Below are 26,586 nucleotides of genomic sequence, written 5' to 3' on the forward strand. Positions count from 1 at the left end.
GTCGGATGATCATCGAGAATGGCAGGTGCGACGCGGCTTCCGAGACCCTATGGATTGGACAGGGAATGCCGAATGCCCTTCGATCGACGTCGAGGAGACCAGGGTGAAGGCTCAAGAGCCCGAGGCCGAAGCGCTTTCGGCAGAGCAATATGCGGCACTGGCAGAATTCCGTTACCGGCTGCGGCGCTTCCTGGCCTTCAGCGAGGCGGCTGCGGCCCGGGCCGGCATTCCGACCCAACAGCACCAAGCGCTTCTGGCGTTGGCCGGCCATGCGGGCCGTATGCCGCCGACGGTGGGCTTGCTGGCCGAGCAACTTTTGATCGCGCCGCACAGCGCCGCCGAGCTGGTCGCCCGGATGGTCGAGGGCGGTCTCCTGACCAAGGTACGGTCCGCACAGGATCGCCGGCGCAGCGAACTCGCGCTCACGCCCCGGGCCGAAGCCGTGCTGCGGACCCTCACCGCGGCCCACCTGAAGGAACTGCGCGGGCTCGCACCAGCGCTGGTAGGCGCCCTCGGCCCTACGGCTTCTTGACGCGCATCCAGGCGACTGCTCTGTTTTACTGCGGGGTGACGGGATGGCGAATCAAGACGGTTCGATCGCGCAGAGCGCCAAGCTCCGCAGCTTCTACGCGGACCTCGTGGCCACCCCGAACGCGGCCGACCCGCGGATCGCAGTGGCCTTCGCGGCAGTGCCGCGGGAGCCTTTTGCCGGCCCCGGCTCGTGGTCGATCCTGGCTGCCAATGTCTGGCGGTCGCGGGAGCGAGGTCCGCTCTAAGTCACGACACCCGACGACGACCCGGCCTTCCTCTATCAGGACGTGCTCATTGCCCTCGACGCGGCGCGCGCCATCAATATCGGCCAGCCAAGCCTGCACGCCCTCTGCCTCGACGCGCTAGCGCCCCTGCCCGGGGAGACAGTGATCCAGGTCGGCACCGGCAGCGGATACTACACGGCCCTGCTCGCCCATCTGGTGGGGCTGGGGGGCCGCGTCCTCGGCTTCGAGATCGATCCCGGCCTCGCGGCGCGATCGGCGTGTAACCTCACTCCCTGGCCCTGGGCTCACATCGTGGCGCGCTCCGGCGCGGCGGACGTGCTGCCCTCCGCCGACGCAATCTACGTCAATGCCGGGGCGCCGCGTCCGGCCCGAGCCTGGCTCGACGCCCTGCGGCCGGAGGGACGGCTGTTATTTCCGCTCCAGCCCATGATGAGCCGGGGCGGAATGCTGCTGATCCGGCGGATCGCCAACGCCACCGCGTGGCCGGCCCGGTTCGTCTCACCGGCGGTGTTCATTCCCCTTCAAGGCCTGCCGGAGGACGCGAGTGGCAGCTTGGCCAAGGCTTTCGCGCACGGATCAATCACGGGTGTCCGTACGATCCGCTTCGGCGAGGAACCCGATGCCAGTTGCTGGTACGATGGCGGCGATTGGTGGCTGTCCACGCGAGATCCGTAAAGAAGGCCGCAGCTACCGGAACGGACAGGCCTGGAACGCCGGCAGCGCCTCGGCGCGGGCGCAGAGGGCGGCGAGGTTCGGATGCTCGACTTCTGAGACTGCCTCATTCCGGATGCTGTGGGTGAACCGGCAGACCACGGCGGCGGTGATGTCCGGCTGGAGCGGCGCCGAGCCGAACAGCCAAGGCCCCTGCGTACCGACCTCCCGCTCCAGTTCCGCATAGGCGGCCGCGAGCTGACCCTCGATCCGATCGAGCCAAGGCGCGTGCCGCTTCTCCTCGGGACGCAGGTTGCGCTCATAGACAAGCTGTACCGTCTTGTCCGCGGCGGCCAGCGCGAGGCCGAGGATGCGGCAGGCCTTGGCATGCGCCTCGGGCGCCGTGGGCATCAAGCGCGCCAGCCCGGGATGCAATTCAGCCAGGTGGGCCAGGATCAGCGTCGAGTCCATCAGCGTGATCCCCGCATCGGTGATGAGCGTCGGCGCCTTGACCACGGGGTTGACCGCGCGGAACGCCTCGACTTCCCGCAGGACCGACAGAGGCTCGTGCGTGAACGGGATACCGGCCATCCGCAGCGTGATCGCGACGCGGCGGACATAGGGCGAATCGAGCATACCGATCAGGCGCATGGCGCATCCTCATATGGGCCGCATCCCTCTGTGCGGACACGCGGATTGTCCCCAGCCAGCGTGACCGTTGCCAGTGGCACGATCGGCCATTACCGACGCGATCATGCCAAAATCGTCCCGACGCACTGTGATCATCCTGGCCTATGACGGGCTCTGCACCTTCGAGTACGGCTGCGCCGTCGAGGTCTTCGCCCTGCCCCGGCCGGAATTCGGGGACCGCTGGTACCGCTGCGCCATCGCGGCGGTCGAACCGGGGCCTTTGCGCGGCACCGGCGGGGTCGTGGTCCAGGCCGATGGCGGCCTCGAACTGCTCGATACGGCCGAAACGATCGTCATCCCGGGCTGGCGCGGGCCCTCGGGAGCGATCCCGCCCGGATTGCTCGACGCGTTGCGGCGCGCGCATGCGCGCGGAACGCGCCTCGTGTCGATCTGCGCCGGGGCCTTCGTGCTGGCAGAAGCTGGACTTCTCACAGGCCGCCGGGCGACGACCCACTGGCATTTTACCGACCGGCTCGCGGCTTACCCGGGCGTGGAGGTCGCGGCCGACGTGCTGTATGTCGACGCCGGCTCGATCCTGACATCGGCCGGGAGCGCGGCCGGACTCGATCTCTGCCTTCACGTGGTGCGGACGGATTTCGGCGCACAGATCGCCAACCGGGTTGCCCGCCGCATGGTGGTTCATGCCCATCGCGACGGCGGCCAGGCACAGTTCGTCCAGCGGCCGGTGCAGAAGCGGGCCGGCACCAAGCTCGGGCTGCTGTTCGATCGCGTCCGCGAAAGCCTCGGCGAGATCTGGACGGTCGAGCGCATGGCGTCCGAGGCGGGCCTCAGCCTGCGGAGCCTCCACCGCCATGTCCGGGCTGCCACCGGCCATGCACCCGGGACTTGGCTCATCGCCGAGCGGCTGGCCGAGGCGCGGACGATGCTCGAGGAGACGACCCACTCGGTGGACGAGATCGCCCGGCTGGTCGGGTTCGGATCGGCGCCGGTCCTGCGCAGCCATTTCCGCGAGCACGTCGGCGTGACGCCGACAGCCTACCGGCGTAGCTTCACCACCAACCCCGCTGGGCCGCTACGAGAGGCTGCCTGAGGGCGTAGCTCAGCGTGCCCGAGCGACGCAGAATTCCACCGCGCCATTAAGCGCGGCCTTGACCGGACCATCCGGGAAGATGTCGAGCGCGGCGCGGGCCTGGGCCCCGTAATGGTGGGCGCGGGCCACCGTCTCCTCCAGGGCGCCGTGGCGCTGGAGCAGATCGAGGGCGGTGCCGAGGTCGTCCTCGCCGATCTCGCCCTGCTGCAGGGTCCGCCGCCAGAAGCCGCGCTCGCCCTCGCTCGCCCGGCGGTGGGCCAGCACGATCGGCAGGGTGATCTTGCCCTCGCGAAAATCATCGCCGACATTCTTGCCGAGCTCGGCCGAGGTGCCCCCGTAATCGAGCACGTCATCGATCAGCTGAAAGGCGATGCCGAGATTCATCCCGTAGGCGCGGGCGGCGACCTGCTCGGCCTCGGGCCGGCCGGCGAGCACCGGCCCGACCTCGCAGGCGGCGGCGAACAGTTCGGCGGTCTTGCCGCGGATCACCGCGAGATACGCGGCCTCGTCGGTCTCCAGGTTCTTGGCGTTGGTGAGCTGCATCACCTCGCCCTCGGCGATCACCGTGGCGGCGGCCGACAGGATGTCGAGCGCCCGCAGGGAGCCGACCTCGACCATCATCCGGAAGGCCTGGCCAAGCAGGAAGTCGCCGACCAGCACCGAGGCCTCGTTGCCCCATTTGATCCGGGCAGCGACGCGGCCGCGGCGCATGTCGCTCTCGTCCACCACGTCGTCGTGCAGCAGGGTCGCGGTGTGCATGAACTCGACGCTGGCGGCGAGCTTCACATCGCCGTCGCCGGCATAGCCGCAGAGCTTGGCGCAGGCGAGCGTCAGGATCGGGCGAAGCCGCTTGCCGCCGGACGCGATCAGGTGGTTGGCCACCTCCGGGATCATCGCCACGTCGGAGCCGGTGCGCGACAGGATCGTGGTGTTGACCCGCGCCATGTCGTCCGCCACCAGCGCGACGAGGTCGTTCAGCCCCGCCTCGACCTCGGGCTTCGGATTCTCGATGGAGAGGGCCATACCCAAGATCCGCGACCTCCAGTCCGGTTCCCCCGCAGGGAGCGGGCGATCCCTTCGCACGCGCCTCGCGGCGCCGCAACATCGACGCGTGGGAGATATGGTGCGCCGGGAATGCGCAGCGAACGCGACGAATGCGCCGGACGACCGGCATTCCGCCGAAGAATTGCGATGATCGTGCTGATTTCCGCGAATGATCCGGTCCTGATCGGCTTCGCCCGCTCGGTGCTCGAGGCGGCCGAGATTCCGGTCCTGGTGGCCGACACGCATATGAGCGTGATGGAAGGCTCGATCGGGGCGTTCGGCCAGCGGCTGATGGTGCCGGGGGATTGGGCAGCCCAGGCCCGCCGGTTGCTGAAGGATGCCGGGCTCGCCCACGAGTTGCGCGACCCGTGACGGACGGGCCGGATGCCTTCCTGGGCGGGATCCTGCACCTGCATCAGCCGCCCCGGGGCGCGCACCGGGCCGGGACCGACGCCGTGCTGCTCGCGCGGCTGTTCGCGCCGGCGCCGGGGGACCGGCTCTGCGACATCGGCGCCGGCACCGGCGCTGTCGGCTTGGCCTGCGCGGTGCTCCACCCCGGCACATGCCTGACCCTGGTCGAGCGCGATCCGGCGTTGATCGCGCTGGCCCGGGCCAACGCCACCCGCAACGGCATCGCGGCGGCGGTGATCGAGGCCGACGTGCTCGCTTCCGCGGCTGAGCGTCGCGCCGCCGGGCTGGTGCCGGACAGTTTCGATCTGGTCCTGACCAATCCGCCGTTCTTCACCCCGGGCCGCCACCGCCCCTCCCCGCATCCCGGGAAGGCGACGGCGCACGATTTTCCCGAAGGCGGCCTGGACCTCTGGATCCGCACCTGCACGGCGATCCTGCGGCCGGGGGGACGGCTCGGACTGATCCACCGGGCGGACGCCCTGCCGGCCTGTCTCGACGCCCTGAAGGGCCGCTGCGGCGGCATTGCGATCCGCCCGGTTCAGGCCAAAGCCGAGACCCCGGCGATCCGCGTCCTGATCGCCGCGACCCGGGGCAGCCGGGCGGCCCTGGGCCTGCTGCCGCCGCTGGTGCTGCACGGCTCGGATCCCAACATGTTCACCCCGGAGGCAGAGGCGCTCCACCGGGGCGCCCCCTGGCCGCCGGACTGAGAGGCGGGCGCGTCAGGCTGCCAAGGCGGTCAGCGCCGCATCGTCGATCCCCAGAAACCGCTCCACGGCGGGCAGGTCCGAAAACCCGAGAAATTCCGGGCGCAGCGGCTCGGGCAGCCCGTCGAAGTTGAGCCCCGGGAACGTGTCGGGATGCGGGTAGAGCTGCCACGCGGCCCCCGGTTCCACCGGTGGGAACAGGATCGCGACCTTCTCGTCGCCGAGGCGCACGATCCGGGTCGGGCTGTACGACAGGGTCTCGATGCTCCAGCCCCGGTGATGGTCCCGGCGGGTTTTCAGGCTACGGCGGCTCGTCGCGCGATGCATGGCGGTCTCCTGCGGTTGGGGGGATGGTGTCGGGATCAGGCGGCGCTGCGGCGACCGGCGCGCTTCGGCCAGCCGAGCGCCACCAGGCGTGCCTTGGCGTAGTCGCGGACCTCGTCGCGGGTGCCGGGCGGCATCGCCGCCAGGATCGCCTGGGTGGCGCCGTCGAGCATCAGGTCGGTGACGTCGTTGATGGTCGCGGCCTCGTCGATCCGCCGCTTGAGGTCGCCCTCGGCCTCGGTGACCTCGTCGAAGGGCTGGGCCTCCTCGAAATCCTCGTCCACCGCCCGGACCGTGGGCAGCTGCGCGCGGAACTCGTCGGCCTCCTCCTCCGAGTAGACCAGGCCGTGCAATTCGATCAGCTTGAGGATGACGCGGTCCTTCCCGCGCTTCTCGGCCATGGCGTAGACGTAGGCCGCCTGCTTGCCCGAGACGCGGTAGTTCACGTTGACCAGCGCCTCGCCCATCGACCACTCGATCCGGTCGGCGGCCTGTTTCGCGCCGGCCTTGGCTCCGGGGAGGCGCCCGGTGACCAGCAGCACCGCCTCGTCGCGCTCGGCCCGGATGATGGTCGGCGGCTCGAACACGATCCCGGCCTGCGCGGCGATGCGCTCCAGGGTTTTGTGGTAGATCACGGCCGTGCCCTGCACGCGCCAGACGTTGCCCCCGAAGGGCTCCCCGTAGCGCACCAGGATGTCGGCGATCTGCTTGTCGGCGGTTCGCATGCGGGGCTCGTTCCGGTGAGAGACGGCTGCGTCATCCACAGCTTTCTAAGGCGACGCTCTTTGTTCCCGTTTTGTTTCACCGTATATGCGGGATCACCGAGGCGTGCGCAAGGGTGCGAGAGCTTTGTCCGCGCCGATTGGAGGGGGCTGCGTCAGTGCGCGCGGGGGTGTCGCGGGCGCTTGGCGCGGGCGCGTTTGCGGGTGTGGGTTCGTGGCGGGGAGCGGTGATGGCGCGGTCGTTCGGATCTTGGTTGCCCGGCTCAGGACGGCGTCTCGTCCGGGCCCGATCGGCACCGTTTCAACCCAACCCCGCATGCTGAGGGGCCCGGCGATCGATGATCACCGGACCTCGAAGGAGGCCTTCCATCAGCCGCGCGCGTCCCAGGGGTCGAGATCTGGCGCTGGGTCCCCGTCGGGACGTCCGCGACGGCTGGCTTTCGGCTTACCCGCGGCGGAGCATTGAGCCCCGAAAGCCGCCCCTGGAAGATCTGGCGGCCGAGCGCGCCAGACCGTCACTTCCTCAGCGGCACGCCCTTCGTGGTGAAACGCGGCGCGCCCGGATGGCGCATGGGGCGCGACTGGCCGCCTGCCTTGCCCGCACCGGCGCCCGTTCCCGGAGGCTGCGAGAGCGGAATGAGTTGGTCCGGCCTGGGCCCGATGAGGTCCGCGCGGCCCATCGCCCGCAGCGCCTCGCGCAACAGAGGCCAGTTCTCGGGGTCGTGGTAGCGCAGGAACGCCTTGTGGAGCCGGCGCTGCCGCATCCCCTTGATCGCGTCGACCGGTTCGCTGCCGCCGCGCCGCACACCCTGCAACGGATTGATCTCGGTGTGATACATGGTCGTGGCGGTCGCCATGGGCGAGGGCAGGAACGTCTGGACCTGATCGGCGCGATAGTCGTTCTTCTTGAGCCAGACGGCGAGGTTCATCATGTCCTCGTCGGTCGTGCCCGGATGCGCCGCGATGAAATACGGGATCAAGTAGTATTTCTTGCCGGCCTGCTTGGCGGCGGCGTCGAACATCTCCTTGAAGCGGTCATACGTGCCGATGCCCGGCTTCATCATCAGGTCGAGGGGACCGCGCTCGGTGTGCTCGGGCGCGATCTTGAGACGGCCACCGACGTGATGGGTCACGAGTTCCTTGACGTATTCGGGGCTCCGGACCGCGAGGTCGTAGCGCACGCCGGAGGCGACCATCACCTTCTTGACGCCCTCCACCTCGCGGACCTTGCGATAGAGCCGGATCAGGTCGTCGTGCGAGGTGTTCAGGTTCGGGCAGATGTCCGGAAAGACGCAGGACGGCAGGCGGCACGCCGCCTCGATCTTCGGATCCTTGCACGCCATCCGGTACATGTTCGCCGTCGGCCCGCCGACATCCGAGATCACGCCCGTGAAGCCCGGCGTCTTGTCGCGAATCAGTTCGATCTCGCGCAGGATCGAATCTTCCGAGCGGTTCTGGATGACGCGGCCCTCGTGCTCGGTGATGGAGCAGAAGGTGCAGCCGCCGAAGCAGCCACGCATGATCGTCACCGAGAACTTGATCATGTCCCAGGCGGGGATCTTCGCGTCGCCGTAGGCGGGATGGGGCGCGCGGGCGTAGGGCAGGTCGTAGACCGCATCCATCTCCGCGCTGGAGAGCGGGATCGGCGGCGGGTTCAGCCACAGGTCGCGGTCGCCGTGGCGCTGGACGAGGGGGCGGGCGTTGCCGGGGTTGGCCTCCCGGTGCAGCACCCGCGAGGCGCGGGCATAGGCCTCCTTGTCGTCCTTGACCTGCTCGTAGGCGGGGAGCCGGATCACGGTCTCGCCGGGGCGACGGGCGGCGGCCTCATCGGTCGAATCGAGATCGTCGGCGGGCAGCTCGGTGTAATGCTCGGGCACGCGGCGGAACAGGGCGACGCCCCGCACGGCGTCGAGGTCGTGCGGGGCCTCGCCGGCCGCGAGGCGGTTCGCCACCTCGACGACGGCGCGCTCGGCATTGCCGTAGATGAGCAGATCGGCCTTCGCGTCCGCCAGGATCGAGCGGCGCACCTTGTCGGACCAGTAATCGTAGTGGGCGATGCGGCGCAGGGACGCCTCGATGCCGCCGAGGATGATCGGCACGTCCTTGAAGGCCTCGCGGCAGCGCTGCGTGTAGACGATGGTCGAGCGGTCCGGGCGCCGGCCGCCTTCTCCACCTGCCGTGTAGGCGTCGTCGTGCCGGAGGCGACGGTCGGCCGTGTAGCGGTTCACCATCGAATCGAGATTGCCGCCGGTGACGCCGAAGAACAGCGTCGGCTTGCCCAGCGCCTTGAACGGCTCCGCCGATTGCCAGTCGGGCTGCGCGATGATGCCGACCCGGAATCCCTGCGCTTCGAGCAATCGGCCGATGATGGCCATGCCGAAGCTCGGATGATCGACATAGGCGTCGCCCGTCACCAGGACGACGTCGCATGCGTCCCACCCGAGCGTGTCCATCTCGGCGCGACTCATGGGCAGGAACGGCGCCGCCTTCCTGAGAGGCGGCACCTTGCAGGCGAGGGTCGCCAGGGATCGGCTCGCGGAAGTTTGGAGGTCCATGGGGTGGGTGCATAGACCGCCACGGCCGCGAGCTCAACGAAGAGCGAGGGGGCCGGACGCCGCAACCGGATCAACGCCCCTGACCCAGGGGCGGGAGCCCTGGAACAAAAAAACCCCGGCCCATACGGAGCCGGGGTTTTCCATGTCTTCAGCGCGGCCCCGCAGGGCCGCGCCGGACGCTCTCAGTAGTTGTAGGCGCGCTCGCCGTGATCGGCGATGTCGAGGCCCTCGCGCTCCTCTTCCTGGGTCACTCGCAGGCCGATCGTCAGGTCGACGAGCTTGTAGAGGATCGCCGAGCCGATGCCCGACCACAGCAGGGTCAGGCCGACCGCTTCCGCCTGGATGAGGAGCTGGCCCATCATGTCGTAGGCGCCAACCGCCAGCTCGCCCGGCTTCGAGGTGTAGTCGGGGATGCCGACGCCGCCGAGGTTCGGATCGACCAGGATGCCGGTCGCCAGGGCGCCCAGGATGCCGCCGACGCAGTGCACGCCGAACACGTCGAGCGAGTCGTCGTAGCCGAGCGCGTTCTTCACGGTGGAGCACATCACGAAGCAGACCACGCCGGCCACGAGGCCGAGCACGATCGAGCCCATCGGGCCGGCGAAGCCCGAAGCCGGGGTGACGGCCACGAGGCCGGCCACCGCGCCCGAGAGCATGCCGAGCAGCGACGGCTTGCCCTTGAGCGCCCACTCGGCGAACAGCCACGCCACCGCGGCGCCGCAGGTCGCCACGAAGGTGTTCAGCATCGCCAGCGCGGCGGTGCCGTTGGACTCGAGGTTCGAGCCGGCGTTGAAGCCGAACCAGCCGACCCACAGCAGCGAGGCGCCGATCATGGTCATGGTCAGCGAGTGCGGAGCGAGCAGGTCGCGGCCGTAACCGATGCGCTTGCCCATGATCAGGCAGCCGACGAAGCCGGCGATACCCGCGTTGATGTGCACCACGGTGCCGCCGGCGAAGTCGAGGGCGCCCTTCTGGAAGAGGAAGCCCGCATCCTTGTTGACCGCGTCCAGCGCCGCCTGAGCGGTCGCCTTCGAGGCGTCGTCGGTGGCGGCGGCGAGCGCCTTGGCGGCGTTGCCGACCGCGTCAGGGCCGCCCCAGTACCAGACCATGTGGGCCATCGGGAAATAGATGACCGTGACCCAGAGGATCGTGAACACCACGAGCGCGGAGAACTTCATCCGCTCGGCGAAGGCGCCGACGATCAGCGCGGGCGTGATCATGGCGAACGTCATCTGGAAGCAGAGATAGACGTATTCTGGGATCACGACGCCGTTGGAGAAGGTCGCCACCGTCGAATTCGCGTCGATGCCCTTGAGGAAGGCCTTCGAGAAGCCGCCGACGAAGTCATTGATGCCGCCGCCGTTGGTGAAGGCGAGGCTGTAGCCGTAGAACACCCAGAGCAGGCCGACGATCGACACGATCGCGAAGACCTGGGTCAGCACCGAGAGCATGTTCTTGGTGCGCACCAGGCCGCCGTAGAAAAGGGCCAGGCCCGGCACGCTCATCATCAGCACCAGCGCCGAGGAGATCAGCATCCAGGCGGTGTCGCCCTTGTTGGGCAGGGGCACGGCCGCAGCCGCCGCCGGTGCCGCGGAGACGGCTTCCGTCGTCGGAGTCTGCGCCAGGGACGGCTCGATCAGGAGGGCGGCGAGCGCCGCGCCTCCCAAGCCGAGCATGAGGGCATTACGAACTTTCATGGACTGGTGGCTCCGGTCACGATTCGTTGAGCGTTGGGGAAAGGTCGAGGCTGGCAGCGAGCCGGCTCAGAGGGCGTCGGCGTCGGTCTCGCCGGTCCGGATGCGCACCGCCTTCTCGAGGGGCAGCACGAAGATCTTGCCGTCGCCGATCTGGCCGGTGCGCGCCGCACCTGCGATGGCGTCGATGACGCTGGCGGTCAGGTCGGAGGCGACCGCGACCTCGATCTTGAGCTTGGGCAGGAAGCTCACCGCGTATTCCGCGCCCCGGTAGATCTCGGTGTGGCCCTTCTGACGGCCGTAGCCCTTCACTTCCGTCACCGTCAGTCCGTGGACGCCAATTCCGGTGAGCGCGTCGCGCACCTCCTCCAGCTTGAACGGCTTGATGATGGCCATCACGATCTTCATGGGCGGCGCCCCCTTACCGAGTCCCTGGGAACCGATGCCGTCGCCCGATCCCTGCGGCAGCCCGGTCCAGGCCGCCCGCCGAGCCGGGCTGGCCCGCGGTTGAGCGGGGCTATTCAAGGACTATGCCACGCAGGCCTCATGAGGAACTTTCTGGCCGGACGCTGATATGCCCAGCAAATAACCGGACCCGGCGAAGCACAAGGCAGACACCGCGGCGATCATGCTCACGAAGCGGGCAATCGCTGCGAAAGTGTGCAATTACCGTCGGTGCATTTCTGCAACACACGTCCGCGACGGCGTTTTAATCCCCGTGCGGGCGGATCAGGCCTTCCTGCGCCACCGAGGCGACGAGGTTGCCGGCGCGATCGAAGATCTGGCCGCGGGCGAAGCCGCGCGCCCCCCCGGCGGCCGGACTGTCCTGGGCGTAGAGCAGCCACTCGTCGATCCGGACCGGGCGGTGGAACCAGAGCGCGTGGTCGAGGCTCGCCGCCTGGATACCGGGGTCGAACACCGAGCTGGCATGCGGGATCAGCGACACGTCGAGCAGGGTCATGTCGGAGGCGTAGGCCAGCACCGCCTGGTGCAGGGCCGGGTCGTCCGGCAGGGAAGAGGCGGCGCGCAGCCAGACATTGAACACCGGCTTAGGCGGCGCCCCGTCCTTGCGGCGGGCGATGTAGCGGTCGAGGTCCACGGGGCGCAGCTCGATCGGGCGCTCGCGGCCGAAATAGGCGGCCACCGCCTCGGGCATGCCGGTGGCGCCGGAGGCGGCCAGCGCCTTGCCGTCGAGCAGGCCGTCGGGCCCCGCGACATCCGGCATCGCCGGTTGGTGCTCGAACCCGCCCTCGGAGACCTGATAGGAGATCGTGGTGGCGAAGATCGCCCGCCCGTGCTGGATCGCCTTGACCCGCCGGGTGGTGAAGCTGCGCCCGTCGCGGATGCGCTCGACCTCGTAGACGATCGGCGCGCGGGGATCGCCGGGGAGCATGAAATAAGCGTGGAGCGAATGGGCCGGCCGGTCGTCCGGCACCGTGCGGGTGGCGGCCACCAGGGCCTGCGCCACCACCTGGCCGCCGAACACCCGGCGCCAGCCGGTCTTTGGGTTCTGGCCGCGGAACAGGTCGACCTCGAGCCGCTCCAGGTCGAGGATGGCGATGAGCTCGGCGACCGCGTCGGTCATCGCGTCGGTGGTGGCGTCGGTCATGAGTCGCGGGGTTTCCGTTCGTCGTCCAAACGCGACATAGGCCTTTCGGGCAGAGCGATCCACGCGCTCGGCCCCCAGATCGGAGATCCGTGACGATGACGGCCCAGACGCCCCGCCCCGGCAGCCGCAGCCTCCTGATCGCCGGCGGCGGCCTCGCCAGCCTCGCCCTGACCTTCGCGCTCAAGCAGGCCCACGGCCCGGCGCTCGCCGTGACCGTGATCGACCCCCACGGCGCCGATCCCGCCCGGCATCGCGGCCGCGCCTATGCGCTGGCGGCGGGCGGGCGGCGGATGCTGACGCAGCTCGGGCTGTGGGAGCGAATCGCGGCCGCCGCCGAGCCGATCGCCGAGATGGTGATCTCCGACAGCCGCCTCGCCGACCCGGTCCGGCCAGTCTTCTTGACCTTCGGGCCGGAGGAAGAAGACCAGCCCGACCGGGCGGTGGGCGAGCCCTTCGCCCACATGGTCGAGGCCGAGCCCCTGGCGCGGGCTCTCTCCGACGCCTGCCGGGACGCGGGCGTCGACATCCGTACCGGGGGCGTGGTGCGGGCGGTACCGGAGGGCGCGGCGATCCGGGCGGAGCTGACCGCAGGTGCGCCCCTCAGGGCCGACCTGCTGGTGGCCGCCGACGGGGCGCGCTCGCGGCTGCGCGAGGCGGCGCGAATCGGCTGGGTCGGCTGGTCCTATCCGCAGGTCGGCATCGTCGCCACGATCGGGCATGCCCGGCCGCATCGCGGGCGCGCCTTCGAGCATTTCCTGCCGGCCGGCCCCTTCGCGATCCTGCCGCTGCGGGACGGCGGCCCCCTCGGCCACCGCTCCTCGATCGTCTGGACCGAGCGCGCCGACGAGGCCGACGCGCTGCTGTCGGGCGAGCCCAACGAGGTGCTGGCCGAGATCGAGCGCCGGTTCACCCTGGATCTGGGCACGCTGGCCCTGGAGTACGGGCCCAGCCGGCATCCCCTGGCCTTCGGCATCGCGCGGGCGTTCCGGGCGGAACGGCTGGCGCTGCTGGGGGATTCCGCCCACGTCATCCACCCGATCGCCGGCCAGGGCCTCAATCTTGGCCTGGCCGACGCCGCGGCGCTGGCGGAAGCGGTGACCGGAGCGCTCCGCCTCGGCCTCGATCCGGGAGGCCCGGACGTGCTGCGGGCCTACGAGCGCGCCCGCCGGTTCGACAGCTTCGCCATGGCGGCGGCGACCGACGGGCTGAACCGGCTGTTCTCCAACGACGCCCTGCCGCTGCGGCTCGCCCGCGATCTCGGCCTTGGAATCGTCGACCGGCTGCCCCGCCTCAAGCGGTTCTTCATCGGCGAGGCCGCGGCCTCCCGGGGCACCCGGCCCCGGCTGATGCGCGGCGAGGCGCTGTAAGGGATCAAACTTCAACCCGTCTACGGTTCGACAAGAGGCGCCGTTCAGACATGACAAGGCCCTGTCTGTCCCAGATTTTTGGTGCTCGCAGGTCGGCATCTGTGAGGCGCAACGCGCCCCCTCTCCCGTTCAGGAGAGGGTTGGGGTGAGGAACCAGGTCTTTCCGGAGAGGTCGCACCCCTCACCCTGTCCCTCTCCCTCACGGGATACGATATTCACACAACGGCTTGCGGAAAGCGCGGCGCGCTCTCCTCCCCCTTGCGGGGAGGAGTTGGAGGTGGGGGTCGCTCAGAAGGCACCACTGCGCCTTCTCCGGCACCACCCCCACCCCTGACCCCTCCCCGCAAGGGGGAGGGGAAACGCGTTGTGTTTCAGAGACTTGCGATAGAGCTTTTTGAAGTGTGAATCCGCTAGCCCGCACGGGAGAGGGGACCAGCGCTTCGTCCGGCACCTTCTGGCTTCGCTACCCAATCAATGAGGAGGAGCGGCGCACGGTCTCGATCTTGGCAGGCTCAGGCCGTCTGCCCTGCTCTTCGCTCGGTCACCCAGCGGGCCGCGTCGGCCCGGGGGGCGACCACGTCGGTGTCGGTGCGCAGCTGCGGGCTGTAGGCGGGGTCGTCGGTGAGCACGTCGTGCCAGCGGCGCAGGAAGCGCGCGATCTGCGAGCCCGGGGCGAAGCTGGTCTGCCGGGAGGCGCTCTCGTGGTGCGCCATCTCGGCGAACGGCGTGTAGACGATGCGGTAGCCGAGCATCCGCAGCTTGAAGCACAGGTCGACGTCGTTGAAGTCGAGGGCGAAGCTCTCGTCGAAGCCGTTCACCGCCTCCAGCACCGCCTTGCGGGTGGCGAACAGGGCGCCCGTGACCGACGAGCAGTCGCGCTGCGCCAGCGCCCAGTCGCCGTAGGTCGGCTCGGCCGCGTCGCGGTTGTACCAGGGATGGGCGCAGACATCGAAGATGCCGCCGAACATGCTGGCATGCTGGATCTTGCCGTTCGGGAACAGCAGCCGCCCGCCGACGCCACCGACGCCGCGGTCCAGCGCGAAGGTCAGGAGCGCCTCGATCCAGCCCGGGCGGCGCACCACCAGGTCGTCGTTCATCAGGATGACGAGGTCGGTCTCGGCGGCGCGCCAGAGGGTGTTCATCTTGGCCGCGTAGTTGAACGGCGCGCCCTCGGGCCGCGCGGTGAGCAGGCGGGTCACGGCGAAGCGGTCGGAGCGGCCGCGGTAGATCGCGTCGTCGGCCTTGTCGTCGCCGATCAGCACCCGGATCCGGTCGGCCGGGTAGCTGCTGCGTCCGAGGCTATCAAGGAGGTTGATCACGTGGGGCTTGGCGCCCTCGATCATCCGACCCTCTTCATCCCGGGGCCGGCTCTGGGCGGTGGGGACCACCAGGGTCACGGGCGGCCGCGCGTCGAGGCTGCGGCGGATCTCCAGCGTGTCCGGGGTCAGGCCGGGGACGGTGCGCAAGGGGGAACCGGAGCCCTGGAACCAGCGGTCGAGCACGTCGGCCCGGGCGGCGCGCTTCGCCTTCGGGCGCGCCAGCGGCGAGGCGATCAGCGTCTGCGGGATCCGGTCGATGCCGATGCCCGCCGCGATCGCGTCGAGCAGCAGCCGGAACCAGGCGGCGTTGCCGGTGCGACGGCCGAAATCCGGGGTGAGGCTCGCCAGGGCCGAGACGCGGATCACCAGCGGGAAGCCGATGTAATCGTCGGCCATGAGCAGGGCCGGGTTGAAGGCCGGCTTGCAATGGACGCTGCGGACCTGGCCCGCGCCGTCCACCACGGCGTCGTCGCCGTAGAAGATGCCGATATCCGGCCGCTCGGCCATCGCGGCGAGGATCGGCGCGAACAGGTCCGGGTGCAGATCGGACGCGGCCGGAGCCACGAACACGGCCCGGCAGGCGGGAAGCTGGCCGGCGGCGACCTGTCCGAGCTTGCGCTCGCCGACCGGGTGAAAGCGCTCGTCGAGGGGCAGCGGCAGGATCGCGTCCGGCCAGGTGCGCGCGCTCCAGGAGGCCGACGGGGCCGGGACCGGCTTCTTGTTCAACACGGATTGCGTCTCCCGGGCGTCAAATGCGTTCGGCAGCGAGGAGCCGGCTGACGCTCGCCTCCATGGCGGCGGCCACCGCGCCGATCGACAGGCGCTCGCGGATCCGGGCGCGGGCGGCGGCGCCGATCCGCGCGGCGTCGCCGCTGGTCACCGCCCGGGCGGCGTCGGTGAGCGCGCGGGCGAGGTCGGCCTCGTCCACCTGCCCCCATTCGGCGCCGCGCAGATACGGTCCGTAGGTCTGGTCCAGGGCGGCGATCTCGGCCTTCACCGGGAAGCCGCAGGTGGCGTCGAGGAAGTCGCGGCTGCCGCCGTAATCGGTGGCGACCACGACCTTGCCCATCTCCATCGCCTCGGCGATCGTTAGGCCGAAGCCTTCCGAGGAATGCGACGAGGCATAGACCGCGCAGAGCTCGAACAGGGCGCCGAGCTCGTTTTGGGACAGCGGCTGGTCGATCACCACCACGTCGCCGGTCTTGCCGACGAGGTCGAGCAGCTTCTTGCCCTCGTCGGGCAGGTCGAACACGTGCTTGGTCTTGAGCACGAGCTGCCAGCCGGATCGCGCCAGCCCCGCGGCCCGGAACGCCCGGATCAGCGCGTGCGGGTTCTTCCGCGCGAGGTAGCTCGACCCGTCGAAGGCGTAGAGGATGACGCGTCTGGCCGGGTCGATGGAGAACGCCTTGCGCAGGTTGGCCTTGGCGGCAGCGCTTGCCGGCTCGCCGGGCTCGTTCTCGACGACGTAGGGCACGACATCGACCGGGATGTCGGTGATCTGGCGGAAGATCGCGGCGCAGAACTCGGTGGGCGCCCAGATCGCGTCGAGACCGTCCACGGTGGGCAGCCAGCCCCCGGGCACGTGCGAGGTCTCCCAGACGAACAGCCCGATCTTGAGCCGCGCGCTCGCGGCGATGGCGAGCTGCCGTTCGCTCATCAGCGAATGCCAGCTGTCGCCGTTGAAATGCACCAGGGCGACATCCGGCGCCCCCGAGAAGGTCCGGGCCTGCCAGCCCGGCCCGACCCGGGCATGGACGTGGAACGAGCGCTCCATCGGATGCACGTTCAGGGCGAAGGGCGCCCGGTGCAGCGCCCGCACGTAGCTGCGCGCCGCGACGCCGAGCCCGTTGGCGTAGTTCATCGGCGAGACGTAGGAGACCCGCAGCGGCCGCTCCGGCGCCTGGGGCCTGCGCAGGTCGGCCCAGATCTTGGGGCCGGGATAGGTGAAGGTCTGGTCGAGCCGGTCGAGATCGAAGCCGCGCTCCTCGATCGCCGCGCGCACCGCCGTGCCGCCGATCGCGGCGTGCTCGCCCAGGAGCGAGCGCTTCACGAACGGGAAGCCCTGACCGAGCATGTTCTCCCAGTCGAACAGGGTGCGGTTGTTGCGCGGGTCGTTGACCAGCGTCATGTGCTTGTTCTGGGCCGAGAACAGGCTGCGCATGCCGAGCCCCGCGGCCCGCATCCGCCCGGAGAAGGTCAATTCGTACTCGGTGATGACGGTGTTCTTGTCCGGCCAGTTCGCCACCGACTGGATGAAGTGGTTGAAGGCGTAGGAGGACAGGCAGCGCTTCTTCAGGGCCAGGAAGAAGCTCTGCAGGTGGTGACTGTAGTAGAAGTTGTCGGCGAGCCCGATCACCGCCTCCGGGTAGGCATCGATCTTCGCCAGCAGCCCGGCAAAGTCGCCGCTGTCCAGAGGCCCGACCAGGCTGTCGTTGGCGAGATACAGGGTCTCGGAGTCGAGCAGGTCGTCGTCCTCCAGGAGGACATGCGCCCAGGCCGCGAAATCGAAGCCCGTGTTCTCGCGCAGGTAGGCTGAGGCGCACAGCGTCAGGATCGCCTCCGGCACCACGGTCTTGTGCTGGTCGGCCGCGATGATCAGCACGATGTCGATGCCGTTTTCGGAAAACGCCCGCAGGTAGGGCTCGACATGGCCGCGGATGCGCCCCTCCGGCGCGTGGGTGATGAACAGAGCAGTGCGGCCGTGCCGGCGCGGCTCCCGCTTCAGGCAGGACAGCCGGGCGTCGGCCGCCTCCGGGACCGCGGTGCCGGCGACCCGGCGGGTCAGCCGCCCCGCCTCAAGCCCGGTCGTGACGTAATCGACCAGGGGGTTGAGCCCAAGCGCCGCGACCCGGGGGTAGCGGGCGAGGTACCAGGGCGCGTCGAAGCGTGGGGACGGGCTCGTGCGCCGGCCATTGTCGGTCAGGAAATGCGCGAGCGGATTGGCCTCCGTCTCGTCGTCGGCGAGATAGGTCTTGGTGTACCAGCGCGTGTCGAACCAGGGGCCGGGATCGAGTCCCTCCCGGGCGCCGTGCTCCAGGAAATGCACCAGCGGGTTGAGGCTGTCGGCGCGCACCGCCGCCGATTGCGCGGCGTACCAGTCCGGGTCGAACAGGGGATGCGGGGCGTAGCGGCGATAGCCGCCGGCCATCACGTAATGCTCCAGCGGCTCGAGTCCGCTGGTCTCGGCCTCGGGGCAGCGCCCGCGATAGAACTCGGCGTCGAAGATGCCCGAGCGGCGGATCAGGTCGACATGCCGGGACAGCCCGGCGAACTCTTCCGGATTGCGCAGGTAGCCCTGCTTCCGCCCGGTCTCGAAATAGTGACTGAGCGCGATGCCGCCCGCCTCCCGGGCATCCGGGTAGCGCGACCGGTACCAGGCGGAGTCAAACAGCGGCGATGGGTCGGTGTCGGGGCTTTTTAGGAAGTGGAAGAACGCCCGGGCGCGGGCGTCGGCGCCGCCGAGATAGCGCTGCGCGTACCAGTCCGGGTCGAACAGCGGGTTGGGAGCGATGCCGGCATCGGCGCCGCGCTCGACGTAGTGGATCAGCGGGTTCACGCCCTCGGCGCGCAGGCCCGGGACGGCGTCGAGATAGCGGTCGCCGTGGAACAGCGGCGACGGCCAGCGGCCCTCGCGCCCGCCATGGACCGCGTAGTGCACGAGCGGATCGATCCCCTCGCCGACCACGTCGGGATAGCGCCGCGCGTACCAGGCCGGATCGAACAGGCCCGAGGCCTTCACGGCCGCCACCAGATCCGCCTGCCGGGGCTCGTTCGTCCGCCGCCGCTTCAGGCGCCGGGCCAGCGGGCGCGTGAGGGACCGCGCGGGCCCTGCGACGAACACATCTCGAAGGCGCATGGTGTTTACCGGATACGCGGGAGGCCCGCTGTGCTGCCCACGCCGCAATCCGCGAGAGACATCAGGAGGTTCAGCCGGCCGCCCCGGCTCGCGCGCCTTCCTAATGGTCCAGCCGGCCTGCGCCAAGGGCCGTGTCGCGGTGCTGCCGCGCAGCGGCTCCGACCCCTCGGATAATCCCGCCCAAACCGCGTGCGGCGATCCCGACCTTGCCAGCCCGGTGCGAACGGCCCCACATTGACCGGATGACCGACGGGGTTCCCCGGAGCCCCGGACAGGAGACGGACAACCGCATGACGCAGGCGATCAGCCCGGCCACCAGCCTTGACGACGGCATCGTGGCGACCGCGGAGACCTGCCTCGCCGCGGTGGGTCAGGCGCGCGACGCGATCCACGGGGTGATCTTCGGGCAGGAGAAGGTCGTCGATCTCGCCCTGGTGACGATCCTGGCGGGCGGCCACGGCCTGCTCGTCGGCCTGCCGGGGCTCGCCAAGACCAAGCTCGTGGAGACGCTGGGCACCGTACTCGGCCTCGACGCGCGGCGCGTGCAGTTCACCCCGGACCTGATGCCGTCCGACATCCTCGGCACAGAGATCCTGGAGGAGGATGCCGAGCGCCGCCGGGCGTTCCGGTTCGTGCAGGGGCCGGTCTTCACCCAGCTCCTGATGGCCGACGAGATCAACCGGGCGAGCCCGCGGACGCAATCGGCCCTGCTCCAGGCGATGCAGGAGGGCCACGTCTCGGTTGCCGGCGCCCGCCACGACCTGCCGCGGCCGTTCCACGTGCTGGCCACCCAGAACCCGATCGAGCAGGAAGGCACCTACCCGCTGCCCGAGGCGCAGCTCGACCGCTTCCTGCTGGAGATCAACGTCGGCTATCCCGACCGCGCCGCCGAGCGCCGGATCCTGATCGAGACCACCGGCATCGACGAGGTGCGCCCGCACGCGGTGATGTCCACCGAGCAGCTGCTCACTGCCCAGCGCCTGGTGCGCCGGCTGCCCGTGGGCGAGGCCGTGGTCGAGGCGATCCTCGACCTCGTGCGCGCCGCCCGGCCCGATGGCGGAGACCCGCTGGTCAAGGACAAGCTGCTCTGGGGCCCCGGCCCCCGCGCCAGCCAGGCGCTGACGCTGGCCGCCCGTGCCCGGGCGCTGATCGAGGGCCGGGTCGCGCCCTCCGTGGCCGACGTGAAGGCCCTGGCCGAGCCGGTGCTCAAGCACCGGATGGCGCTGAGCTACACCGCCCGCGCCGACGGCGAGACTATCGAGGGCCTGATCGGCAAGCTCGCCGAGAAGCTTTAGCCTTGGTCGGGACACACGCCCTCAACTCCGAACGGCGCACCCCCGGCAGGCGCGAGAGCGAGGGCGCGACCGCCCTCTCCGAAAAAATGCCCCGCCTCGTCCTGGAGGCGCGACGGGTGTCGAGCCTGCTGGCCCACGGCCTGCACGGCCGCCGCCGGGCCGGGCCAGGCGAAAGTTTCTGGCAGTTCCGCCCCTTCGTCACCGGCGAGGCCGCCGCGCGGGTCGATTGGCGCCGCTCCGCCCGGGACGACCGGCTCTACGTGCGCGAACGGGAATGGGAGGCGGCCCACAACATCTGGCTCTGGATCGACCGCTCCGCCTCGATGGGTTTTGCCTCCGACCTCGCGGCGGCCTCCAAGGTCGAGCGGGCCCTGATCCTCGGCCTGGCCCTCGCCGACGCCTTCGTGGAGGGCGGCGAGCGGGTCGGGCTCCTGGGGCTGACCCGGGCCACCGCCTCGCGGGGCATCGTCGAGCGGATGATCCAGGCGCTGATCGCGGACAAGTCCGGCCTGGAGCAGGACTTGCCGCCCCGGGCAACCCCGGCGCGCTTCGACGAGGTGGTGCTGATCGGCGACTTCCTCACCGATCCCGACCGGATCGCGACCGCCATGCAAAGCCTCGCCGGGCGGGGCAGCCGCGGCCATCTGCTGATGGTCGTCGATCCGATCGAAGAGACGTTCCCGTTCACCGGTCAGGCCGTGCTGCACGACCTCGAAGGCGGGCTCAGCCTCGCGATCGGCGACGCCGGCGCCTGGGGCGACCGCTACCGCGCCCGCATCGCCGAGCACCGCGCCGCCCTCCAGGCGATCGTCCGCCAACAGGGCTGGACGCTCACCATCCACCGCACCGACCGCCCTGCGAGCGAGGCAGCCCTGCGGCTGGCCACGCTGATCGCCGCGCGCGGCCCGGAGTGATGCCGCCATGCTCGGTCTGACCTTCGCGGCGCCCCTGGCGCTCGCAGCCCTGATCGGCCTGCCGGCCCTGTTGTTCCTGCTGCGGGTCACGCCGCCGCGCCCGCGCCGGATCGAATTCCCGCCGCTCAAGCTCGTCGCCGACCTCATCCCGCAACGGCAGACGCCGGCGCGCACCCCGCCCTGGCTGCTGCTCCTGCGCCTGCTGATCGCCGCCGCGCTGATCCTGGCGGTGGCCGGCCCGGTCTGGAATCCCGGTGGTGTCGGGGCGGGCGGCGGGCGCAGCGCGCTCCTTGTGCTGCTCGACAACGGCTTCGCCGCCGCGCACGACTGGCGCGACCGGCTGCGTGTCGCCACCGACGCGGTCGAGGGCGCGGCTCGGGACGGGCGGCCGGTGGCGGTGATCGGCCTGGCCGAGCCGCCTGCGGCCTTCGAGGCCAGGACGCCAGCCGCCGCCCTGGAGCGCCTGCGCGCCCTGGCGCCGCGCCCGATCCTGCCGACCCGCGACGCGCATCTGGCCAGCATCGGCGCGTTCCTGGAGAAGAACCGGGGCGCCGGCCTCGTCTGGATCAGCGACGGCGTCGCCGGCGCCAGCGACGAGCGCTTCGCTAAGGGCCTGGCCGACCTCGTCGGCAACAGCGGCGCTGCCCTGACGGTGCTGCGGGCGGAAAAACCGCCGGCCCTGGCGCTCACCGCCTCCGAGACCGGCGGCACCCTCACGGCCCGGGCCCTGCGGGCGGCCCCGAACGGGCGCGACACCGGCGTGATCCGGGCCCTCGATCAGAAGGGCCTGCCGCTGGCCGAGCGCGACATCGCCTTCGCGGCCGACGCCACCGAGGCGACGGCGACGTTCGAGATGCCCGTGGAGCTGCGCAACAGCATCAGCCGCCTGGAGATCGCCGGGGAACGCTCGGCCGGGGCCGTCGTGCTGCAGGACGAACGCGGCAAGCGCCGCCGGGTGGGGCTCGTCTTCGGCGGCACCTTGGATCAGACCCAACCCCTGCTGGCACCGACCTATTACCTTGCCCGGGCGCTCCAGCCCTTCGCCGACGTTCAGGAGGCGCGCGGCGCCAAGGGTACGGCGGAGTCGATCAACCAGCTCCTCGACAACCAGGTCTCGGTGCTAGTGCTGGCCGATGTCGGGGCGCTGGACGAGAAGACCACCGCCCGGGTCGAGAGCTTCGTGAAGGCCGGCGGCATGCTGCTGCGCTTCGCCGGCCCGCGCCTCGCCGCCGGCAACGACCCGCTGGTGCCGGTCCGCCTGCGCCGGGGCAACCGGACGCTGGGCGGCACCCTGTCCTGGGACAGCCCCAAGACCCTGGCGCCATTCCCACCCGAGAGCCCCTTCGCGGGGCTGACGCCGCCCGCCGATATCGGCGTGCGCCGCCAGATCCTGGCCGAGCCGGACGGCGACCTGCCGAACCGGACCTGGGCCTCCCTGCAGGACGGCACGCCGATCGTCACCGCGCAGAAGCGGGGCCAGGGCACGCTGGTGCTGTTCCACGTCACCGCCGACACGACCTGGTCGAACCTGCCGCTCTCGGGGCTGTTCATCGACATGCTCCGGCGCGTCGTGGGTCTCGCCGGCACCTCGGCGCCCCCGGCGGGCGAGGCGAGCCGCGCCTCCGCGGTGGTACTCGCCCCCCGGGCGACGCTGGACGGGTTCGGGGCGCTCGGCTCGCCCCCCGCCTCCGCCACCGCGGTCGCGGCCGACTATGCCGACCGGGGGAACGCCGAGCACCCGCCCGGTTTCTACGGACCGGCCGATGGCGGCATCAGCGTCAACGCCCTTAAGCCCGACGACCGCCTGAAGCCCCTCGACACCGCGGCGCTGGACGGCGCCCGGATCGGAACCCTCGCCGGAGCCGAGACCCTGGATCTGCGCCCGACCCTGTTCACCCTGGCGCTGCTGCTGCTCGCCCTCGACACCCTGGCCGGCCTGTGGCTCGGCGGCTTCCTGCGCCGCTCGGCCTGGGCGAGCCGCCTGCGCGGGCGCCCGGCCGTGCTGGCCTTCGCGGGTTTGCTCCTGTTCGCCGCAATGCCGGCGCAGCCGTTGCGCGCCGAGGAGCCCGCGGCCAACCGGCCGAACGGTATCGAATCCGCCCTCGTCACGCGGCTCGCTTACGTGATCACCGGCGACGCCGCCGTCGACGAGGCGAGCCGGGCCGGCCTGACCGGCCTGACCCAAATGCTCGCCTCGCGCACCGCCCTCGAACCGGGCGAGCCCGCCGGCATCGATCCGGCCAAGGATGAGCTGGCCTTCTACCCGCTGATCTACTGGCCGATCGCGCCGTCCCGGCCCCAGCCCTCCGAGGCGGCGATCCGCAAGATCGACGCGTTCATGCGCAACGGCGGCACGGTCCTGTTCGACACCCGCGACGCGCTCACCGCCCGCCCCGGCGCCCCCCCCTCGCCGGAGGCGGCTTACCTGCGCAAGATGCTGGCGACCCTCGAAGTACCGGAACTGGAGCCGGTGCCCCTGGACCATGTGCTGACCAAGGCGTTCTATCTCGTCGACAGCTTCCCGGGCCGCTACGCCACGGGCCAGACCTGGGTCGAGGCGCTGCCCCCCGCCGCCGAAGGCGCCGAACGCCGCCCCGCCCGGGCCGGCGACGGCGTCAGCCCGATCATCATCACCGGGAACGACCTCGCCGCCGCCTGGGCGGTGGGCCGCCGCGGCGAGCCGCTTTACCCGGTGGTCGGCGGCGACCAGCGCCAGCGTGAGATGGCGTTCCGGGGCGGCGTTAACATCGTGATCTACACGCTCACCGGAAACTACAAAGCAGACCAGGTCCACGTGCCCGCGCTGCTGGAGCGGCTGGGGCAGTGAGTTTTTTGGATAACCAGCGAGGCGCCGAAGCCCCTCCCCCCTCTGTGGACTACGGGCGACACGAACGCGATGCGCGGGCGCTGTCGCAGGCCGCGACGCGCCCCCTCTCCCGTGCGGGCTTGCAGATTCATATATCGAGGTCGGCAGAAGAGATGGGAAACACCGCGACTCTCCCTCCCCCCTCTGTAGGGGAGGGTGGCCCCCGAAAGGGGGTCGGGAGAGGGGAGCGACGGTTCAGGACAAGGCTGCGGCCGTCATGCCGCCCCCGCCCCTTTCGGAACCCGGGTTCCCCTCTCCCGACCCCTGCTGACGCAGGGGCCACCCTCTCCCGCAGAGGGGGGAGGGAGACGCGCTTGGGGTTAGCCTTGGCTCTCATCCGGCAGCAATATGTAAATCTGTTAGCCTGTCCTGGAAAGGATTGGGGTGGGGGGTCAGGTCTATCCAGAAAGGTCGCATCCCTCACCCTGTCTCTCTCCCGCACGGGAGGGGGGACCGGCGCCTTCCGCGGTCACGCCCAGACGACGGCCACGGTCAAAAAAGGCTTAGGCCGTAGCTCGCCCGGCGGAAGAAGCCACCGCACCACCGAACCGGAGCGCTCCGCCCCATGCTGAGCCTCAGCTTCACCCCTCTCCTGCCCTGGTCGGTCCTGGCCGCTCTCGGGCTCATCGTCGTCATCCTGGCCGTTCTCGCCTTCGTGGCGCGGGGCCGGACGGCGCTGCTGCGCGCCCTGGTGCTCGCCCTTGTGCTGGCCGCTCTCGCCAACCCGGCCCTGGTGCGGGAGGACCGCGAGCCGGTGAAGGACATCGCCGCGATCGTGGTCGACCGCTCCGGCTCGCAGGCGCTGGGCGACCGGCCACAGATGACCGATTCGGTCCGGGCCGAGCTGCAGCGCCGCTTCGGCGCGCTCACCAATATCGAGCCGCGCTTCATCGATGTGCCCGACGCCAAGGATGGCGACGACGGCACCAAGCTGTTCACGGCGCTGGGGCAAGCGCTTGCCGACGTGCCGCCCGAGCGGCTCGCCGGCATCGTGATGCTCACCGACGGCGTGGTCCACGACATCCCCACGGCGATAGCCCAGCTCGGCATCAAGGCGCCGCTCCACGTCCTGGTCACCGGTCATCCGGACGAGCGCGACCGGCAGATCAAGCTGTTGGAGGCGCCGCGCTTCGGCATCGTCGGCAAGGATCTCTCGATCCGCGCCGAGGTGATGGAGCGCGGCGGCACCGGCCATGCCGTGGTCACGGTCCGCCGCGACGGCGAGGAGATCGACCGGCGGGACGTCGCAACCGACAAGCCGTTCGCGCTGACCACCCGGATCGAGCATGGCGGCCCGAACGTCGTCGAGATCGAAGTCGAGCCGCTGCCGGGGGAATTGACCACGGTCAACAACCGCGCCGTCCTGCCGATCGAAGGCATCCGTGAGAAGCTGCGGGTGCTCCTGGTGTCCGGCGAGCCGCACCAGGGCGAGCGGACCTGGCGCAACCTGCTGAAATCCGACGCCAACGTCGATCTGGTGCACTTCACCATTCTGCGCCCGCCGGAGAAGCAGGACGGCACGCCGATCTCCGAACTGTCGCTGATCGCCTTCCCGACCCGCGAGCTGTTCGTTCAGAAGATCAAGGACTTCGACCTGATCATCTTTGACCGCTACGCCAACCAGAGCGTGCTGCCACAGTCCTATTTCGACAACATCGTCCGCTATGTCCGTGAGGGCGGCGCGCTGCTCGTCGCAGCCGGCCCCGAATATGCCGGACCGGCGAGCCTCGCCCGTACGCGACTGGCCAGCATCCTGCCGGGCGACCCGGACGGTCGGGTGGTCGAGCGCCCCTACAAGGCGACGCCGACCCAGGTCGGCGAGCGCCACCCTGTCACCCGCGACCTGCCGGGCTCGGACGCCAACCCGCCCGCCTGGGGCGACTGGCTGCGCATCGTCCAGGCCCGCACCCGGCCCGGCATCCAGCCGATCCTGTCGGGGGCCGATGGCCTACCGCTGCTCGCCCTGTCCCGAGAGGACAAGGGCCGCGTAGCGCTGCTCCTGTCCGACCACGCCTGGCTTTGGGCGCGGGGCTACCAGGAGGGCGGCCCCTATCTCGATCTGCTGCGCCGCCTCGCGCACTGGCTGATGAAGGAGCCGGCCCTCGAAGAGGAGGCCCTTCGGGCGCAGACCACGGGCCGCGGTCGCGAGGTGCGGGTCGAGCGCCAGACCATGGCCGAGCAGGTCGAGCCGGTCACCGTCACCGGGCCGACCGGGAAGGTCACGACGCTCACCCTGAAGCCCGGCGAGCCCGGCCTGTTCACCGGCACCTTCGACGCCGAGACCCTGGGGTTGCACACCCTGCGCTCGGGCAACCTCGTGGCCTTCGTTAGCGTCGGTCCGGCCAATCCGCGCGAGCTCGCCGACGTCTTCAGCGACACCGAGCGCCTGAAGGCGGTGGCGGAGGGCTGCGGCGGCTCGATCCGCCGGGTCGCGGATGCCGGCGGCACCACCCAGGTGCCGCGGCTCGCCACCGTGCGCAGCGGCCGGTTGGCCGGCGGCGACTGGATCGGTTTCCGCCCGAGCGACAGCGCCAACATCCGCGGCGTCGAGGTCTACCCGCTGGCGCTCGGCCTCGCGGCGCTCGCGGCGCTCGCGGCCGCTGTGCTCGCCATGTGGCTGGTCGAGGGCCGCCGCGGACGTGCGGCTTGATTTTTTGGTTTTTCGCGTCGCGGCTGTCCGACTGGATCGGACAGCCGCGACGCCCTCCCTCCCCCCTCTGCGGGGGAGGGTGGCCCCT

21 protein-coding genes are annotated in these 26,586 nt (G+C 70.6%); 11 read left to right on the forward strand and 10 right to left on the reverse strand.

Annotated elements, in window-relative coordinates; genetic code table 11:
* Positions 1-103: 103 nt before the first annotated feature.
* From MKK65_RS06220 to MKK65_RS06225, 3 genes are read left to right on the forward strand one after another with little or no spacing between them, the layout of a single operon-like run.
* Positions 104-532, forward strand: a complete 429-nt coding sequence (locus MKK65_RS06220; RefSeq protein ID WP_243956358.1) for a MarR family winged helix-turn-helix transcriptional regulator — start codon at positions 104-106, stop codon at positions 530-532.
* A 43-nt stretch (positions 533-575) separates the two neighbouring features.
* Positions 576-776, forward strand: a complete 201-nt coding sequence (locus tag MKK65_RS31340) for a hypothetical protein (protein WP_313902024.1) — start codon at positions 576-578, stop codon at positions 774-776.
* 42 nt (positions 777-818) lie between these two features.
* A complete protein-coding gene (locus MKK65_RS06225; protein WP_313902025.1) occupies positions 819-1,451 on the forward strand; it encodes a methyltransferase in 633 nt (210 codons plus the stop codon).
* Between the two features lie 12 nt (positions 1,452-1,463).
* On the opposite strand, the gene MKK65_RS06230 is transcribed toward MKK65_RS06225, so the two are convergent.
* The gene (locus MKK65_RS06230) at positions 1,464-2,078 is read right to left on the reverse strand and encodes a glutathione S-transferase family protein (protein ID WP_243956367.1); all 615 of its coding nucleotides are present in this window, start codon (positions 2,076-2,078) and stop codon (positions 1,464-1,466) included.
* Between the two features lie 103 nt (positions 2,079-2,181).
* Between MKK65_RS06230 and ftrA the strand changes: the two genes are divergently transcribed.
* Positions 2,182-3,168, forward strand: coding sequence for a transcriptional regulator FtrA (ftrA, locus tag MKK65_RS06235; RefSeq protein ID WP_279596558.1), 987 nt, complete (start codon positions 2,182-2,184; stop codon positions 3,166-3,168).
* A gap of 9 nt (positions 3,169-3,177) precedes the next feature.
* Here the strand turns inward: ftrA and MKK65_RS06240 are convergent, their stop codons facing one another.
* Positions 3,178-4,191, reverse strand: coding sequence for a polyprenyl synthetase family protein (locus tag MKK65_RS06240; RefSeq protein ID WP_058194797.1), 1,014 nt, complete (start codon positions 4,189-4,191; stop codon positions 3,178-3,180).
* A 168-nt stretch (positions 4,192-4,359) separates the two neighbouring features.
* Here MKK65_RS06240 and MKK65_RS06245 point away from each other — a divergent pair, with 168 nt between their 5' ends.
* Entirely contained in the window at positions 4,360-4,584 is a 225-nt protein-coding gene (locus MKK65_RS06245; RefSeq protein WP_058194798.1) for a DUF2007 domain-containing protein, read from the forward strand.
* A complete protein-coding gene (locus MKK65_RS06250; protein ID WP_243956375.1) occupies positions 4,581-5,330 on the forward strand; it encodes a tRNA1(Val) (adenine(37)-N6)-methyltransferase in 750 nt (249 codons plus the stop codon). The genes MKK65_RS06245 and MKK65_RS06250 overlap by 4 nt, the downstream gene beginning before the upstream one ends.
* A gap of 12 nt (positions 5,331-5,342) precedes the next feature.
* Here the strand turns inward: MKK65_RS06250 and MKK65_RS06255 are convergent, their stop codons facing one another.
* From MKK65_RS06255 to tesB, 6 genes are all read right to left on the reverse strand, one after another.
* The gene (locus MKK65_RS06255; RefSeq protein WP_058194800.1) at positions 5,343-5,654 is read right to left on the reverse strand and encodes a hypothetical protein; all 312 of its coding nucleotides are present in this window, start codon (positions 5,652-5,654) and stop codon (positions 5,343-5,345) included.
* Positions 5,655-5,689: 35 nt separating this feature from the next.
* Positions 5,690-6,376: a trna delta -isopentenylpyrophosphate transferase gene (locus MKK65_RS06260; protein ID WP_243956377.1), complete on the reverse strand. Its 687-nt coding sequence runs from the start codon at positions 6,374-6,376 to the stop codon at positions 5,690-5,692.
* A gap of 512 nt (positions 6,377-6,888) precedes the next feature.
* On the reverse strand, positions 6,889-8,841 hold the full coding sequence (locus MKK65_RS06265) for a YgiQ family radical SAM protein (protein WP_409565371.1): 1,953 nt from the start codon (positions 8,839-8,841) through the stop codon (positions 6,889-6,891).
* Positions 8,842-9,110: 269 nt separating this feature from the next.
* Complete coding sequence (locus MKK65_RS06270) at positions 9,111-10,625, reverse strand: ammonium transporter (protein ID WP_243956381.1); 1,515 nt, start codon at positions 10,623-10,625, stop codon at positions 9,111-9,113.
* Between the two features lie 66 nt (positions 10,626-10,691).
* Positions 10,692-11,030 carry a P-II family nitrogen regulator gene (locus MKK65_RS06275; RefSeq protein ID WP_007559495.1) on the reverse strand — a complete coding sequence of 113 codons (339 nt, stop codon included), beginning with the start codon at positions 11,028-11,030 and terminating at the stop codon, positions 10,692-10,694.
* Positions 11,031-11,331: 301 nt separating this feature from the next.
* Entirely contained in the window at positions 11,332-12,231 is a 900-nt protein-coding gene (gene tesB / locus MKK65_RS06280; protein WP_243956383.1) for an acyl-CoA thioesterase II, read from the reverse strand.
* 95 nt (positions 12,232-12,326) lie between these two features.
* Between tesB and MKK65_RS06285 the strand changes: the two genes are divergently transcribed.
* Positions 12,327-13,598 carry an FAD-dependent monooxygenase gene (locus MKK65_RS06285; protein WP_243956385.1) on the forward strand — a complete coding sequence of 424 codons (1,272 nt, stop codon included), beginning with the start codon at positions 12,327-12,329 and terminating at the stop codon, positions 13,596-13,598.
* Positions 13,599-14,110: 512 nt separating this feature from the next.
* On the opposite strand, the gene MKK65_RS06290 is transcribed toward MKK65_RS06285, so the two are convergent.
* Positions 14,111-15,646 carry a glycosyltransferase family 2 protein gene (locus tag MKK65_RS06290; protein WP_243956387.1) on the reverse strand — a complete coding sequence of 512 codons (1,536 nt, stop codon included), beginning with the start codon at positions 15,644-15,646 and terminating at the stop codon, positions 14,111-14,113.
* A gap of 19 nt (positions 15,647-15,665) precedes the next feature.
* Positions 15,666-18,773, reverse strand: a complete 3,108-nt coding sequence (locus MKK65_RS06295; protein WP_243956389.1) for a rhamnan synthesis F family protein — start codon at positions 18,771-18,773, stop codon at positions 15,666-15,668.
* A 290-nt stretch (positions 18,774-19,063) separates the two neighbouring features.
* Here MKK65_RS06295 and MKK65_RS06300 point away from each other — a divergent pair, with 290 nt between their 5' ends.
* The 4 genes from MKK65_RS06300 to MKK65_RS06315 all read left to right on the forward strand — a co-directional run bounded on the left by MKK65_RS06300 (position 19,064) and on the right by MKK65_RS06315 (position 26,498).
* Entirely contained in the window at positions 19,064-20,068 is a 1,005-nt protein-coding gene (locus MKK65_RS06300; RefSeq protein ID WP_243956391.1) for an AAA family ATPase, read from the forward strand.
* 86 nt (positions 20,069-20,154) lie between these two features.
* Positions 20,155-20,982 carry a DUF58 domain-containing protein gene (locus MKK65_RS06305; RefSeq protein WP_409565370.1) on the forward strand — a complete coding sequence of 276 codons (828 nt, stop codon included), beginning with the start codon at positions 20,155-20,157 and terminating at the stop codon, positions 20,980-20,982.
* Positions 20,983-20,989: 7 nt separating this feature from the next.
* Positions 20,990-23,809, forward strand: a complete 2,820-nt coding sequence (locus MKK65_RS06310) for a DUF4159 domain-containing protein (protein ID WP_243956393.1) — start codon at positions 20,990-20,992, stop codon at positions 23,807-23,809.
* Between the two features lie 604 nt (positions 23,810-24,413).
* Complete coding sequence (locus tag MKK65_RS06315; protein WP_243956394.1) at positions 24,414-26,498, forward strand: hypothetical protein; 2,085 nt, start codon at positions 24,414-24,416, stop codon at positions 26,496-26,498.
* The last annotated feature ends 88 nt before the right edge of the window (positions 26,499-26,586 follow it).

The sequence above is a fragment of the Methylobacterium sp. J-001 genome (genome assembly GCF_022829565.1).
GTDB lineage: Bacteria > Pseudomonadota > Alphaproteobacteria > Rhizobiales > Beijerinckiaceae > Methylobacterium.